The following is a 14107-nucleotide window of genomic DNA, read 5'->3' on the forward strand; positions in this document are numbered from 1 at the left end:
CTCACGCATCGGACCGCGCGCGCCGATGGGATCCCATGACATCGCTTGCGGGGGAGCTCTCGCGGGGACGCCGCGCGCTCGTGCTCGCGGCCTGGGCCCTCATCGTCGCCGCCACGGCGCTCTACGCCGTCCACACGGCGTCGGGCGGCGCCGTGTGGCACGGCGACGCGCTCTACTCGTTCGCCGTCACCGCGGCCGCCGTGGGCATCGCCGCCCGGGTGGCGCTCGTCCGGGAGGACCGCGTCGCGTGGTCCCTGATCGCGGCGGGCGCGCTCGCCTGGTCGGCGGGCGACCTCTGGTGGATCGCCGCCTACACCGGCGTCGAGGACGTGCCGTACCCGTCGGTCGCCGACGGCCTCTACCTCGCGTTCTACCCCCTCGTGTACGCCGGCCTGGTCGTGCTGGTGCGCGGGCGGGTGCGGCGCTTCCACGCGAGCCAGTGGCTGGACGGCCTCGCGGCCGCGCTCGTCGTCGCGGCGATCGGGGCGGCCGTGCTGCTGCCCCCGATCGTCGACGCCAACGCCGGCAGCAGCGCCGCCGTCGTCGCGACCAACCTCGGGTACCCGCTCGGCGACCTCCTGGTCCTCGGGCTCGTCGTCGCCCTCACCGGGCTCATGGGCTGGCGCCCCGGGCGGGCCGTCGGCCTGCTCGTCGCCGGCTGCCTCGTGTTCACCCTCGCCGACTCCGTCTACCTGTTCGAGGTCGCCGCCGGCACCTACGCCGAGGGCGGGCTGCTCGACGCGCTCTGGTCTGTCGCGATGGTCGCCATCGGCCTCGCGGCCTGGCAGCCGGCGAAGCGCACCGCCGCAGGCCGCCTCGAGGGCTGGTACGTGATGGTCCTCCCCGGCGTCGTCGCCGTCGGGGCGATCACGCTGCTGGTGTTCGACCACTACGCGCGGGCCTCGTCCGTCGCGGTCTGGCTGTCCGCGTCCGCCCTCGTCGTCTGCGTCGTGCGCGCCGGCATCACCTTCCGGGAGAACATCGCCCAGGCGGTGACGGACGCCCTCACCGGGCTGCCGAACCGCCGCCTCTTCCACGACCGGCTCGACGCGGCCGTCGCCCGCTCCCGGCGCCAGCGCACCCCGATGGCGGTGCTCGTCATCGACCTCGACCGGTTCAAGGACGTGAACGACTCCCTCGGCCACGCCTCGGGCGACCACCTGCTGCAGGAGGTCGCCGTGCGGCTCCGCGACCTGGTGCGCGAGGGCGACACCGTCGCGCGCCTCGGCGGCGACGAGTTCGCGGTGCTGCTGCCGGGCGTCGCGGGCGTCGCCGCCGCCGAGGGCGCCGCCGCGTCGATCGCCGCCGCCCTCGCGCGGCCGCTGGTGCTGGACGGGGTCACCATCGCGCCGCAGGCGAGCGTCGGCGTCGCCGTCCACCCCGACCACGGCGCCACCCCCGCCGACCTGCTCCGCCGGGCGGACCTCGCGATGTACACGGCGAAGGCGGGGGCGTACGCCGACGCCGCGCCCGCGGTCGCCGCTCAGGCGACCGGCGCCGGCGCCTCCCCGCCCCCCACCGTCCGGGGACCGCGGCCCGTCGCGTCCTGAGCGCCCGCCGCGCCGCGGGCGCGGTCGATGCTGCAGGCGGCGGAGATCAGGCCGACGTGGGAGAGGCCCTGGGGGAAGTTCCCCACCTGGGTGCCGTCGCGCGGGTCGATCTGCTCGGCGAGCAGCCCGACGTCGTTCGCGTGGCCCCACACCTCCTCGAACACCTCGACGGCCCGCTCGACGTCACCGGCGCGCGCGAGGCAGTCGGCGAGCCAGAACGAGCAGATCACGAAGCCCCCGTCCTCGGCGCCCGTCCAGCGGCGGACCAGGCCCCCGGTGGCGAGGTCGCGGGCGATGACGTCGATCGTGCGGCGCATGCGGGGGTCGTCGGCGGGCAGGAACCCGATCAGCGGCAGCAGCAGCACGCTCGCGTCGAGGTGGTCCGAGCCGAAGGCGCCGGTGTACGCCCCGACCTCCTCGCACCAGGCCTCCCGCACGACGGTCTCGTGGATGCGCCCGCGCTCCCGGTCCCAGCGCCGCCGCCGGTCGTCCCCCGCCTCCAGCAGGTCGGCCATCGCGAGGGCACGGTCGAGGGCGACCCAGCACATGGCCTTGCTGCTGGTGTAGTGCCGCTCCGGGCCGCGGGCCTCCCAGATGCCGGCGTCCGGTTCCCGCCACCGCTCCGCCGCGAGGTCGGCGACGGTCACGAGGAACCGGCGGGTGATGTCGTCCATGTCGGCGAGCCCGTCCCGCAGGATGTGCGCCGACGCGAGGATCTCCCCGTAGACGTCGAGCTGGGTCTGCCGCCACGCGTCGTTGCCGACCCGCACCGGGGTGCTGCCGCGGTACCCGCGGAGGTGGGGGAGGGTGTGCTCGGTCAGGTCGCGCTCGCCCTCCAGGCCGAAGACGATCTGGAGCCCGCCGTCGCGTTCGGCGCCCGCGGCGGCCCGGGCCATCCACGCGAAGTGGTGCTCGGCCTCGTCGGGGCACGTCGCGATCGAGAGCGCCTCGAGGGTGAGGCTTGCGTCCCTCAGCCACGCGAAGCGGTAGTCCCAGTTGTCCTCGCCGCCGACGATCTCCGGGAGCGAGGTCGTGGGCGCCGCGACGATGGCGCCGCTCGGCGCGTAGGTCAGCGCCTGCAGCACGAACGCGCTGCGGCGGACGGGCTGCCACGCGTAGCCGCGGTACCCGTCGTGGTGCGCGGCCCAGGAGCGCCACGCGGCGATCGCGTCCTCGAGCGCGGCGACCGGCTCGACGACCTCGTCGTCGCCGTCCGCCCCGCCCAGCCGGTGGCGGAGCGCGAGCGACAGCACGTCGCCACGGCGGACGGTCGCCGACATGTCGACGCGGTCGCGCCCGACGCGCACCGGCCCGCCCGCGCGCAGCAGCAGGCGGTCGGCGCCGCCGAACGTCCGGACGAGCCCGCCGTCCTCGACGAGCTCGGGTACCACCAGCCCGTACTCCGTGCGCGGCACCAGCTCCATCGCCACGTCGACGGAGCCCTCGAGGCCCTCGAGCACGCGGACGATCGTGTGGGGTGACCGCAGGCCGATCGCGTGGTCCCGCGCCCCGGGCTCCAGCGCCAGCGCGTCGCGCAGCCGGACGCGGCCGGACGACGTCGTGAAGGTCGTCTCGACCACCATCGTCCCCGGCACGTACACCCGGTCGGCGTCGGCCGGGCCGGCGGGGCCGAGCGACCAGTGGCCGGCCTCCGGGTCGAGGATCCGCCCGAGGGAGCTCCGCGAGTCGAACCGCGGCGCGCACCACCAGTCGATCGATCCGGCGCGGCTGACGAGCGCGGCGCCCTGCGAGTCGCCGAGGAGGGCGTAGTCCGCGATCGCCGGGGCGCCGGGGACGGCGTGGGATGTCACATGTGCTCCTGCTGGACGGGGTCGCCCACCGGTACCCGTCGCCGCCCCCTCCGGAACGGGGACCGGACCCCGCACCCCGTTTGCGCCCCTCCGGCCACGGGTAGCGCCGGGGTCCCCCGACGGAGGTGACGGAACCATGGACGACACGGACCGCACGACGCACGACGGCGAGGACGGCGACGAGGCCATCACCCCGGCCGAGTTCACGAAGCGGATCGGCGACACGCAGGCGGCCTCGGCCGGCCCGGGCGCGCCCGAGACCGTGGAGCCCACCCAGGGCCGCGACGGCGACGGTCCCTCCGGGCCCCCGCAGCGCGACATCGGCTCCGGCCACTAGGGCGTCACGTGGTGCCCGCCGCCCCCGTGGCGGCGGGCCCCGCGGGACGGTCGACCGTCCCCACGGACCCCCGGCTGTTCACGATCGGACGCACCGGGTAGGCAGGGCGGGCACCCGCCGGGATCGACGGCGAGCCACACCGCACCGAGGGACCGACGCGCGTGGAGAGGCACACCGAGCAGATGCAGGAGCGCCCCGCACCGCCCCCGCCGACCGCCTGGGACGACGTGCCGTGCCCGTGGCGGGCGGCGCGCGGGCGGCTGGCGCACACCCGCACGACGCTCGACGGCGGCATGACCGCGCCCGGCGCCGCACGTCGCGCCGTGGCCGCCGCCGCGGCGGACCTCGACGAGGACCTCCGCACGGACCTGCAGCTCCTGGTGTCCGAGCTGGTCAGCAACGCCGTGGTGCACGCGCGTCCCGCGGCGGGCGAGCGGCGGATCGCGCTCGACGTGCACATCTCGTCCGAGTGGGTGGCGGTGACGGTCACCGATGCCGGCGGCGGCTTCGACCCGGGCCGGCTCGCGGGCCCGCGCCCCGGCGTCCCCGGCGCGCACGGGCTCGAGATGGTCGCGGCGCTGTCCGACATGCGCGGCATCGACAGCCGCGACCCGTTCCGCATCTGGTTCGCGCGCCTGCTCTGACGGGCGCGGGCGGGCCCCCGCCGTTTTGGGCGGGCCCCCGGCGGGGGAGCTACGGGGTCGACCCGAAAGGACGTCCCCATGGACCAGCAGCCGCGCGCCCAGCGCCCCCCCGGCGAGACCCACCACGAGGTGCCGGACGAGGGCCAGGAGGAGGAGCCGGTCACCCCACCCGCCGACCCCGACAAGCCGACGGACGACGTGAAGAAGGGGAACACGCTCGTCGAGCCGTCCCCCGGGGCGTGAACCAGGCTCGGCGGGGCCGCGCCGCGACGCGGCCCCGCCGACCCCCGGGAGCGTCCGCGTGACCGAGCCGCGCCGCACCGAGACCGACGCCGAGCGGTGGGACCGCCAGCTCGGTGAGCTCCTGCAGGAGCTGCGGGTCGCCCTCCCCGGTGTGCAGGTGCTCTTCGCCTTCCTGCTCACCGTCCCGTTCAGCGCCCGCTTCGACGACGCCAGCAGCACCCAGCGCGTCGTCTACTTTCTCACCCTCCTCTGCACCGGGGTCGCGACCGTGGTGCTGATGGCGCCCGTCGCCGTCCACCGCCTGCGGTTCCGCCAGGGGCGCAAGCGGGAGATCGTGGAGGTCGCCCACCGCCTCACCCTCGCCGGCCTCGCCGCCCTCGGCCTCGCCGTCACGGGGGCCGTCCTGCTCGTCACCGACGTGCTCTTCGGGATCGTCACCGCCGGGATAACCGCCGGCGGCACGCTCGTGCTGATCGTCGTCCTGTGGTGGGTCGTCCCGTCCCGCGCCGCCGGCGGGGGGACGTCCGGGCGGTAGCCGGTCGCGTGGCGACGGGCCGGGGCGGCCGGCGTCCGCGACGGCCTACCCTCCCCCGGTGCGCGGCGACGGGGGTGCGGGATGAGGATCGAGATGGCGGGTGCGGGCGCCGGCCCGGGGGCGACCCCGGCCGTCGCGCGGCCGCGTGCGGCGACCCGCGGGCGGGGGCCGAACCTGTCGCCGGCGCTCCTCGTGGTCGCCTCGACGTCGGTGTTCGTCGGCACGGCCATGGCGACGTCGTTGTTCGCGACGGTCGGCTGGGGGGCGACCGCGGGACTGCGGCTCGGCCTGGCCGCCATCATCCTGCTGGCGATCGCCCGCCCGCGGGTCCGGGGCCGCTCGCGCGGCGAGTGGGGGCGGCTGACGCTGCTCGGCGGCACCCTCGCGGTCATGGGGACGGCGTTCTACGGCGCCGTCGACCGGATCCCGTTGGGCGTCGCCGCCACGATCGAGTTCCTCGGGCCCCTCACCGTCGCGGTCATCGGCAGCCGGCGCCGCCGCGACCTGCTGTGGGTCGGGCTCGCCCTCGGCGGCGTCGCCGCCCTGTCGGGCGCCCACTGGGGCGGGGGCTCCGCGGCCGGCGTCGGCCTGGCGCTGGTCGCCGCCGCCGGCCTCGGGGGGTACCTCGTCGCATCCCAGCGGGTCGGCGACCAGGCCGGCGGCCTCGACGGCCTCGCCCTGTCGGTCGCGATCGCGGCCCTGATGGTGCTGCCGTGGACCCTCAGCCCCGGCGGCGCGCTCCTCAGCCCGTCGGTGCTCGCGGTGGGCGCCGCCGTCGCCGTGGCGGGGGTCGTGGTGCCGACGGCCCTCGAGATGGAGGCCCTGCGCCACCTGCGCGCCGGGACCGTCGCGATCCTCCTCAGCCTGGAGCCCGCCATCGCCGCGGCCGTCGGCTTCGGACTGCTCGGCCAGCGGCTCACCGCCGCGGAGGCGCTCGGGGCGCTGCTGGTCGTCTGCGCGTCGATCGGGGCGCTCTCCGGGGGCTTGACCCGGGCCACCACCGGCTGACGGCGACGGGGGCGGCGTTTCACGCCGCTCACCGCATCGCAACCGATCTGTCACCTCCGCGACCCGCGGCTGCGATGGGCTTCCCCCCGGACCGTCCACCAGCCTGGAGGTGACCGTGGAGCCCGACGTCACGCCCCGCACCGAGCACGCCGACGAGAGCGAGTGGCACGCGCTCGTCGCGGGCCGCATGAGCCGCCGCCGCCTGCTGACCGGCGCCGCCGCCGCCGGCGTCGCCGCGGCGGTCCCGCTGCACCTGACCATGGGGCGGGCCGCGGCGGCCACCGCCGCGACGGTCGCCGCCGTCCGGCCGACCACCGCCGACCGCCTCGTGCTGCCGCGCGGCTTCCGGGCGGACCTGATCGCGCCGTGGGGGTCGGAGATCGGCGGCGGCCTCACCGCCGGCTTCAACCACGACTGGATCGGCTACTACCCCATCGACCTCCTCGAGCGCGGGACCGACCTCGACGCCCCGCACCTCGGCTACCTGCCGCGCCGCGCGTCGAGCCGCGACGGGATCCTCGTGATCAACCACGAGTACACCAACCCCCTCTTCGTGGGCGGCGACACGGGCTCCGGCCCGAAGACGCCGCAGCAGATCGCCGCGGAGCAGGCGGCGGTCGGCGCATCGGTGCTCCGCGTGCGCCGCGACCGGAGGGGCGTCTGGGCAGTCGACGCGTCCGACGCGACGTACGCCCGGCGCCTCGACGCGACGACCCCCTGCGTGCTCACCGGCCCGGCGGCCGCGATCGACGGCGGCCCCGGGGCGGTCGGCACCCTCGCCAACTGCAGCGGGGGCGCGACGCCGTGGGGCAGCGCCCTCTCCTGCGAGGAGAACTTCCAGACCTACCCGCAGCCCGCCCCCGCCGGCGACGGCTGGGACCCCGCCGTCTACGGCCGCCGCCACTACGGCTGGGTCGTCGAGGTCGACCCGTTCTCGCCGGGGACGCCGCCGCGCAAGCACACCGCCATGGGCCGCTTCCGCCACGAGAACGTCGCGATCGCCGTCGGCCCCGACCGCACCGTCGTCGCGTACATGGGCGACGACCTCGCCGACTCCTGCGTCTACAAGTTCGTCGCCGACCGGCGGCTCGGCCCCGCCACGGACCGCGACGCGAACCTCGGGATCCTGGAGAGCGGCCGCCTCTACGTCGCCGACTTCGGCAACGCGGCGTGGGTGCTCCTCGACTACGCGACCCAGGCGAGGCTCCGCGACGCGCGCACCCCGGCGGGCGCCCCCGTCTTCACGTCGCAGGCCGACGTCCTCGCCGACGCCCGCGCCGCGGCCCTGCTGGTCGGCGGGACACCGGTCGACCGCCCCGAGGACATCGAGATCAACCCGGTCGACGGCGCGGTGTTCGTGGCGCTCACGAACAACACCGGCCACGGCAACTTCCACGGCCAGATCGTGCGGATCGCCGAGGACGGCGGCGACCCGTCCGCGACGTCGTTCGACTGGTCGATCTTCGCCGTCGGCGGCCCGCAGAGCGGCTTCTCGTCGCCCGACAACCTCGTCTTCGACGCGACCGGGAACCTCTGGATGGTCACCGACATCTCCAGCTCGCGCGTCGGGAAGGGCATCTACTCCTTCCAGGGCAACAACGGGCTGTTCCTGCTGCCGACCCGCGGACGCGACGCCGGCACCGCGTACCAGTTCGCGAGCGGACCGGTCGACTGCGAGCTGACCGGCCCCGCCTGGACGCCCGACGGCGGCACGCTCTTCCTGTCCGTGCAGCACCCCGGCGAGCTGTCGACGTCGGCGGCGGAGCCCACGAGCCGCTGGCCGAACGGGGGCGACGACGTGCCGCGCCCGTCGAGCGTCGCGATCACCGGGCCGTGGGCGGGGTGGCGTCGTGGCCGGTAGCCCCGCACCCGCCGCCGTCGTCGTCCCCGCCCCCGGGGGCGGCCTGCGGGAGGTCGGCCGCGTCCACGGCCGCACCCTCCACGGGGCGATCGACGCGTACGTCGGGTCGCTCCACCACACCCGGCCGTGGCTCGTCGCCGAGCGGGAGGCGGCGCTCGGCGACCTGGCGGAGGCGTGGCGCGCCGCCGGGGGCGCCAACGCCCTCGGAGCGCTCCGGGCCGACGCCGTCGCCGCCCACCTCGGGGCCCTGCCCCCCGACGGGCGCGGCCGCGCCGCCGATGCGATCCGCGACCTGATGGCCTGGGCGCGGGCCGCCGGGCTCCTCGACGAGGGGGAGGGCCCGCCCGTCGCCGCGTGAGGGGGCCGCCGCCCCGGCGGCTCAGGCGCGCGTGCGGTCGAGCAGCTGCAGGAGGTCGTGCGCGGCGAGTTCGACCTCCTTGTGACCCCATTCGGCGGCGCGGTAGACGCAAGCGATCAGCGCCGAGCGGTGGACGCGGCGCAGGTCGCCGCACACGAACGCGTAGCGGGCCTTGGTGCCGTCCGCCGCGCCGTCGGTGAGCCCGAGGTGCCAGGCCGCGAAGGCGTCCCAGCCGTGCCGCTCGAGGTAGGCGTTCTCGTCGTCCGCGGAGGGCTGCGCGTCGCCCCAGTCGCTGTCGAGCACGTACCGGCGCGCACGGATCCGCTCGCGCGCGCGCGCGACGGCGACGTCGTTCACGGTGTACCGGGCCATCACCCGTCCCCTGCCCGGGACGGCCCCCGTCCATGCCGGCCGCGGTCGCCGGGGAGCATGTGGGCGGCCAGCCCCGGGTCGCGCCCGGCGAGCGACGCCCGCGTCACCGCGGTGGGGCCGAAGCGGTCGCGGACGGTGTCGAGCGCGGCGTCGAGGCGGTCGCCCGTGGCGTCCCCGAGTGGCAGCTCGAGCTGACCGCCGTCCGACTCGCCGTCGAGGTTGGCGACGGTGATCCCGACGAGGGTCAGCCCGCGGGCGGCGACGGTGGGCGCGGCCTCGGCCAGCAGCGCACGCGCCGCGGCGAGGACCGGCCCCGACGACGACGTGCCGTGGGGGAGGGTCCGCGAGCGGGTGGCGGCGCTGTAGTCGGCGAAGCGCAGGCGCAGCACCACGGTGCGGCCGGTGCGGCCCGCGGCGCGCATCCGGCGGGTCAGGCGGTCCGCGAGGCCGATCAGCGTCGCATCGACCGCCTCCGCCGACCGCGGGCGCCGGCCGAGCGCGGACTGGGCGCCGAACGACCGGCGCCGCCGCCGGGGGCGCACGGGACGTGGGTCGCGGTTGTGGGCGATCGCGTGGAGGTGCCGGCCGCCGGCGCGGCCGAGGATCGCGACCAGGTCCCCCTCGTCGAGGGCGGCGATCTGCCCGACCCGGGTGATGCCGTGGGCGTGGAGGCGTGCCGCGGTCGCCGGGCCGACCCCCCAGAGGCGCTCGACGCGCAGGCCGTGGAGGAGGGTGATCTCGCACTCGGGCGGGACCACCATCAGGCCCTCCGGCTTCGCCAGGGCACTGGCGATCTTGGCGAGGCTCTTCGTGGTCGCGACGCCGACCGTGATCGGAAGGCCGGCCCGGTCGCGGACGTCCCACCGCAGCCGCAGGGCGATCTCCGTCGGCGACCCCGCGCTGCGGGCCATGCCGTTGACGTCGAGGAACGCCTCGTCGATCGACAGGCCCTCCACCACCGGCGACGTGCGGCGGAAGACGTCGAAGACCGCCCGGCTGGCCTCGACGTACGCCGGCCACCGGGGCGGCACCACCACCAGGCCCGGGCACCGGCGCCGCGCCTCGGCGCCGCCCATGCCGCCCTGCACCCCGAACGCCTTCGCCTCGTAGCTCGCCGCCATCACGACCCACGAGCCGACCGCGACCGGCCGCCCGCGCAGGGCGGGGTCGTCGCGTTGCTCGACGGATGCGAAGAACGCGTCGAGGTCCGCGTGGAGGATCGCGGCGTCCCGTGACACGAACACATGTTCGTGCCCGCGCCGGACGGCGTCCACCCACGGGGCGGGTCGCGCGATCCGCCCGCCGCGGGGATGATCGGTCCGTGGCGCCCGATGTCCCGGCACCTGTCGATTCCGCGGGGTCCCGTTCGTCTCAGGAGGCGGACCACCCCGACCACGAGGAGAACACCATGAAGTACGTCCTGCTGATCCACCACGGCACGTCCCTCGACGGCTTCGACGACCTGCCGGACGAGGAGAAGCACCGGGTGTACGCCGCCTGGAAGGCCCTGAACGAGACGCCCGGCGTGACCCCCGGCCTGCACATGCAGCCGGCGGACGCCGCGACGACGGTGCGGGTGCAGGACGGCCGCACCCTCGTCACCGACGGGCCGTTCGCCGAGACGAAGGACGCGATCGGCGGGTGGTGCGTCTACGAGGGCGACGACCTCGACGCCGCGATCGCGGTGGCCGCCCGGATCCCGGCGGCGCAGCGGGGCGGCGCCGTCGAGGTGCGTCCGCTCGCGGAGTGGTGACGGAGCTCGAGCAGGCGTTCCGCGACCACTGGGGGCGGGTGCTCGCCGCGCTCGTCGGCCTCCTCGGCGACGTCGACCTCGCCGAGGAGGCCGCCCAGGAGGCGTTCGCGGTCGCGGCGGCCCGCTGGCCGCGGGACGGGGTCCCCGCCCGTCCCGCGGACTGGCTGGTGGCGACGGCCCGCAACCGCGCCATCGACCGCATCCGCCGTGACCGCACCCTCGCCGCGAAGACGCGCCTGCTGGAGGTCCCCGGACCCGTGACGGACCCCGACCCCCTCGACCCCCCGGCCTTCCCCGACGAGCGCCTCGAGCTGCTCTTCACCTGCTGCCACCCGGCGCTCGCGCCGGAGTCCCAGGTGGCCCTCACCCTCCGCACCCTGGGCGGGCTCCGGACGCCGGACGTCGCCCGCGCGTTCCTGGTGCCGGAGGCGACGATGGCGCAGCGCCTCGTGCGGGCGAAGCGCAAGATCCGCGTCGCCGGCATCCCCTTCCGGGTGCCCCCCGCCCACCTGCTGCCGGACCGCCTGCCGGCGGTGCTCACCGTCGTCTACCTCATGTTCAACGAGGGCTATGGGGACCGCGCCGCGCCCGCCGCGGAGGCCCTGTCGCTGGGCGCCGCGCTCGCGGCCCTGATGCCCGACGAACCCGAGGTGCTCGGCCTGCTCGCGCTGATGCTGCTGCACGACGCCCGCCGGGCCGCCCGGTTCCGCGACGGCGAGAGGGTGCTGCTCGCCGACCAGGACCCCGCCCTCTGGGACCGCGACCGCATTGACCGGGGCCGCGCCGCGCTCGACCGTGCCCTGGCGCTGCGGGGCCGCGGCCCCCACGTCGTCCAGGCCGCCATCGCCTCCCTGCACCTCGACGTCCCGCGCGACTGGCGGCAGATCGCGGTGCTCTCCGCGGAGCTCTCGCGCATCACCGGCTCGCCGGTCGTCGAGCTCAACCGGGCGGTGGCCGTCGCCGAGGCCGAGGGACCCGCCGCGGGCCTCGCCATCGTCGACGGCCTCGACCTCGGCGACTACCACCACCTCCACGCGACGCGCGGGGAGCTGCTGCGGCGCCTCGGGCGCACGGGGGAGGCGCGCGCCGCGCACGTCCGGGCGCTGGAGCTGGTGCACGACCCCTCCGAGCGACGGCTGCTGGAGCGGCGGCTCGCGGACCTCGGACCGGGCGACGGTCCGTCCGCACCGGCGGGCTAGCCTGGGCCGATGGCGGGTGGGCTGCAGGGGCGGGTGGCGCTGGTCGCCGGCGCGACGCGGGGGGCGGGCCGCGGGATCGCCGTGGAGCTCGGCGCCGCGGGGGCGACGGTCTACTGCACCGGCCGGAGCACCCGCGCCGCGCGCTCGGAGTACGACCGGCCCGAGACGATCGAGGAGACCGCCGAGCAGGTCACCGCCGCCGGCGGCCACGGCGTCGCCGTCCGCGTCGACCACCTCGAACCCGACGCCGTCCGCGACCTCGTCGCGCGCATCGACGCCGAGCAGGGGCGCCTCGACGTGCTCGTCAACGACATCTGGGGCGGCGAGCTGCTGACGGGGTGGAACCAGCCGGTCTGGGAGCACGACCTGGACGCCGGCCTGCGCCAGATCCGGCTCGCGGTCGACACCCACCTGATCACGAGCCACCACGCACTGCCGCTCCTCATCCGCCGCCCCGGCGGGCTGGTGGTGGAGATGACCGACGGCACGGCCGAGTACAACGCCACCACCTACCGGCTGTCGGCGTTCTACGACCTCTGCAAGTCGGCGGTCATCCGGCTGGCGTGGGCCCAGGCGCAGGAGATCGCGCCGCACGGTGGCACGGCGGTCGCCCTGACCCCGGGGTGGATGCGCTCGGAGATGATGCTCGACGCGTTCGGGGTGACGGAGGAGCGGTGGCGCGACGCCCTCGCCCGCGTGCCGCACTTCGGGATCTCCGAGACGCCGCGCTACACCGGCCGCGCCGTCGCCGCGCTCGCCGCCGACCCCGACGTCGCACGGTGGAACGGGCGTTCCCTGTCGAGCGGTGGCCTCGCGGCCGAGTACGGCTTCACCGACCTCGACGGCAGCCGCCCCGACGCCTGGCGGTACATGGTCGAGGTGCAGGACCCGGACCTCCCGGCGGACGCCACCGGCTACCGCTGACCCCCGGCCCGGCGCGTCCCGGGCCTCCGGGGAAGCCCGCAGCCGGTGCGCACGGATCCCCGATTCAGCCACCCGCCGCCGCATCGAGGATCCGTTCGTTGGCTACCCATCGGAGGCGGGTCATGACGACACTCTCGACACCGGCGCGGCGTGGACGCGCAAACCGGGGCCCGGCGGGCCCGTCGCCGTGGGTGCGGCGTGCGGCCGTGGCCGTCGGCGTCGCCGTCGCGGCCCTGCTGCTCCTGATCGACGTCGGCTCCGCGACCGCCTCGCCCGCCGTGCTCCGGGTCCTCGACGACGGGGCGCCCTCGTACGGGCGCGCCATCCCGATCGCGGCGCCCGGTGGCGGCACGTTCACCGCCGACCCCGGCCGCGCCCTCGTGACCCTCACGCCCGCCGGCGGCACCGCCGTGACGGGCCCGGCGTGGTGCGTCGACCGGCTCCGCCGCACCTCCGTCGGCGTCGACCGCGCCGTCGACCTGCAGACCCCCGCCGACACCCCCGCGCTCGCCGAGCCCGGGATGCAGTCGGCCGGCTGGCTGATCGCCGCCGCCGACGACCTGATCGCCGCCGCCCCGGACCCCGGCCGTGAGGCCGCCGCCGTCCAGGTCGCGGTGTGGCGCCTGACGGGGCAGGCGGCCGACGTCCTCGCCGTCACCCCCGACGCCGCCCTGAACGCCCGTGCGCAGGAACTGCGCGAGCTGGCGCGCGGCATGGCGCCCGTCACGGCGCTGGCGCTCGCCGGCCCGGGGGGCACCCTCGCCGCCGGAACGCCCGCGACGGTGACCGTGACGGCCACCCCAGGAGCGGTCGTCGACCTGGCCGTCACGGCCGGCGCCGCCGCGCTGTCCTCCCCGCAGGTGCAGGTCGGCCCGTCCGGGTCGGCCACCGTGACCGTGACGCCCTCCGGGGCCGGGACGGTGATCGTCGGCGCGACCGCACGCGGCGGCCACCTCGCCCGCGCGGCGCACCTCCCCGGGGCGCGCGGCCCGCAGGACATGGCGCTCATCACCCCCGCGACGCTCACGGCCTCCGCCACCCTCGTCGCGGCCGCGCCGGCCCCGCCCGCCGTCACCACGGGGGTCCCCCCGGCGCCCGCGCCGCGGGTGACGCCGGTCCCCGCCGTCCTGCGCGTCCACAAGACCGCCCCGGCGCGGGTGACCCGCGGACGGGTCATCCGCTACTCCCTGACCGTCACCAACACCGGTCCGGTCACGGCCCGGGGCGTCGTGGTCCGCGACCCGCTCCCCGCCGGGACGTACGTCGCCTCCATGCCCGCCCGCGCCCGGCTCCGCGCGGGGGCGGTGGTCTGGGACATCGGGGCGCTGGCCCCCGGCGCACGGGTCACCGTCCACCTGCGCCTCGGCACGCGCCTCGTGGCCCCCGGGGACCTGCGGAACGTGGCGACGGCGTCGGCGCGCAACGCTCGGACGGTCCGCGCCCGCGCCACGACCCGCATCCTCCCGGTGCGGGTGCCGGTCCCCCGGGTCGCGCCGGCGGTCACCGGCTGAG

The 14107-nt window shown here is 77.0% G+C and carries 15 protein-coding genes; 12 read left to right on the forward strand and 3 right to left on the reverse strand.

The window, feature by feature from the left end; translation table 11 throughout:
- Nucleotides 1-35 precede the first annotated feature (35 nt).
- A complete protein-coding gene (locus tag IU369_RS02815; RefSeq protein ID WP_217923052.1) occupies nucleotides 36-1550 on the forward strand; it encodes a GGDEF domain-containing protein in 1515 nt (504 codons plus the stop codon).
- Here IU369_RS02815 and IU369_RS02820 read toward each other — a convergent pair.
- Nucleotides 1484-3361 carry a glycoside hydrolase family 15 protein gene (locus tag IU369_RS02820; protein ID WP_217923053.1) on the reverse strand — a complete coding sequence of 626 codons (1878 nt, stop codon included), beginning with the start codon at nucleotides 3359-3361 and terminating at the stop codon, nucleotides 1484-1486. The two genes, IU369_RS02815 and IU369_RS02820, sit on opposite strands and share 67 nt — an antisense overlap.
- A 136-nt stretch (nucleotides 3362-3497) precedes the next feature.
- Here IU369_RS02820 and IU369_RS02825 point away from each other — a divergent pair, with 136 nt between their 5' ends.
- The 7 genes from IU369_RS02825 (at nucleotide 3498) to IU369_RS02855 (ending at nucleotide 8347) form a co-directional block, all read left to right on the forward strand.
- A complete protein-coding gene (locus IU369_RS02825) occupies nucleotides 3498-3698 on the forward strand; it encodes a hypothetical protein (protein ID WP_217923054.1) in 201 nt (66 codons plus the stop codon).
- Between the two features lie 161 nt (nucleotides 3699-3859).
- The gene (locus IU369_RS02830) at nucleotides 3860-4342 is read left to right on the forward strand and encodes an ATP-binding protein (RefSeq protein ID WP_217923055.1); all 483 of its coding nucleotides are present in this window, start codon (nucleotides 3860-3862) and stop codon (nucleotides 4340-4342) included.
- A 78-nt stretch (nucleotides 4343-4420) separates the two neighbouring features.
- Nucleotides 4421-4585, forward strand: coding sequence for a hypothetical protein (locus tag IU369_RS02835; protein WP_217923056.1), 165 nt, complete (start codon nucleotides 4421-4423; stop codon nucleotides 4583-4585).
- A 58-nt stretch (nucleotides 4586-4643) separates the two neighbouring features.
- On the forward strand, nucleotides 4644-5120 hold the full coding sequence (locus tag IU369_RS02840; RefSeq protein WP_217923057.1) for a DUF6328 family protein: 477 nt from the start codon (nucleotides 4644-4646) through the stop codon (nucleotides 5118-5120).
- An 81-nt stretch (nucleotides 5121-5201) separates the two neighbouring features.
- Nucleotides 5202-6128, forward strand: a complete 927-nt coding sequence (locus tag IU369_RS02845; protein WP_217923058.1) for an EamA family transporter — start codon at nucleotides 5202-5204, stop codon at nucleotides 6126-6128.
- A 109-nt stretch (nucleotides 6129-6237) separates the two neighbouring features.
- Nucleotides 6238-7989, forward strand: coding sequence for a PhoX family protein (locus tag IU369_RS02850; RefSeq protein WP_217923059.1), 1752 nt, complete (start codon nucleotides 6238-6240; stop codon nucleotides 7987-7989).
- On the forward strand, nucleotides 7979-8347 hold the full coding sequence (locus tag IU369_RS02855) for a hypothetical protein (RefSeq protein ID WP_217923060.1): 369 nt from the start codon (nucleotides 7979-7981) through the stop codon (nucleotides 8345-8347). Before IU369_RS02850 ends, IU369_RS02855 begins: the two co-directional genes overlap by 11 nt.
- A 21-nt stretch (nucleotides 8348-8368) precedes the next feature.
- On the opposite strand, the gene IU369_RS02860 is transcribed toward IU369_RS02855, so the two are convergent.
- Nucleotides 8369-8719 (reverse strand): hypothetical protein, encoded by a 351-nt coding sequence (locus IU369_RS02860; protein WP_217923061.1) that lies wholly within the window; start codon nucleotides 8717-8719, stop codon nucleotides 8369-8371.
- Nucleotides 8719-9963: a DNA polymerase IV gene (dinB, locus tag IU369_RS02865; protein ID WP_343233192.1), complete on the reverse strand. Its 1245-nt coding sequence runs from the start codon at nucleotides 9961-9963 to the stop codon at nucleotides 8719-8721. Before dinB ends, IU369_RS02860 begins: the two co-directional genes overlap by 1 nt.
- A 164-nt stretch (nucleotides 9964-10127) precedes the next feature.
- Between dinB and IU369_RS02870 the strand changes: the two genes are divergently transcribed.
- From IU369_RS02870 to IU369_RS02885, 4 genes are all read left to right on the forward strand, one after another.
- On the forward strand, nucleotides 10128-10472 hold the full coding sequence (locus IU369_RS02870; RefSeq protein WP_217923063.1) for a YciI family protein: 345 nt from the start codon (nucleotides 10128-10130) through the stop codon (nucleotides 10470-10472).
- Nucleotides 10466-11671, forward strand: a complete 1206-nt coding sequence (locus tag IU369_RS02875) for an RNA polymerase sigma factor (RefSeq protein ID WP_343233193.1) — start codon at nucleotides 10466-10468, stop codon at nucleotides 11669-11671. Before IU369_RS02870 ends, IU369_RS02875 begins: the two co-directional genes overlap by 7 nt.
- A gap of 9 nt (nucleotides 11672-11680) precedes the next feature.
- Nucleotides 11681-12595 carry an SDR family oxidoreductase gene (locus IU369_RS02880; protein ID WP_217923065.1) on the forward strand — a complete coding sequence of 305 codons (915 nt, stop codon included), beginning with the start codon at nucleotides 11681-11683 and terminating at the stop codon, nucleotides 12593-12595.
- A 122-nt stretch (nucleotides 12596-12717) separates the two neighbouring features.
- Nucleotides 12718-14106, forward strand: coding sequence for a DUF11 domain-containing protein (locus IU369_RS02885; RefSeq protein WP_217923066.1), 1389 nt, complete (start codon nucleotides 12718-12720; stop codon nucleotides 14104-14106).
- The last annotated feature ends 1 nt before the right edge of the window (nucleotide 14107 follow it).

Source organism: Miltoncostaea oceani, assembly GCF_018141545.1.
Classification (GTDB): Bacteria; Actinomycetota; Thermoleophilia; order Miltoncostaeales; family Miltoncostaeaceae; genus Miltoncostaea; species Miltoncostaea oceani.

Coding starts and splice junctions, on each gene's coding strand:
- IU369_RS02815 (WP_217923052.1), top strand. CDS start 36: ATGACATCGCTTGCGGGGGAGCTCTCGCGGGGACGCCGCGCGCTCGTG.
- IU369_RS02825 (WP_217923054.1), top strand. CDS start 3,498: ATGGACGACACGGACCGCACGACGCACGACGGCGAGGACGGCGACGAG.
- IU369_RS02835 (WP_217923056.1), top strand. CDS start 4,421: ATGGACCAGCAGCCGCGCGCCCAGCGCCCCCCCGGCGAGACCCACCAC.
- IU369_RS02845 (WP_217923058.1), top strand. CDS start 5,202: ATGAGGATCGAGATGGCGGGTGCGGGCGCCGGCCCGGGGGCGACCCCG.
- IU369_RS02860 (WP_217923061.1), bottom strand. CDS start 8,719: ATGGCCCGGTACACCGTGAACGACGTCGCCGTCGCGCGCGCGCGCGAG.
- IU369_RS02870 (WP_217923063.1), top strand. CDS start 10,128: ATGAAGTACGTCCTGCTGATCCACCACGGCACGTCCCTCGACGGCTTC.
- IU369_RS02880 (WP_217923065.1), top strand. CDS start 11,681: ATGGCGGGTGGGCTGCAGGGGCGGGTGGCGCTGGTCGCCGGCGCGACG.
- IU369_RS02885 (WP_217923066.1), top strand. CDS start 12,718: ATGACGACACTCTCGACACCGGCGCGGCGTGGACGCGCAAACCGGGGC.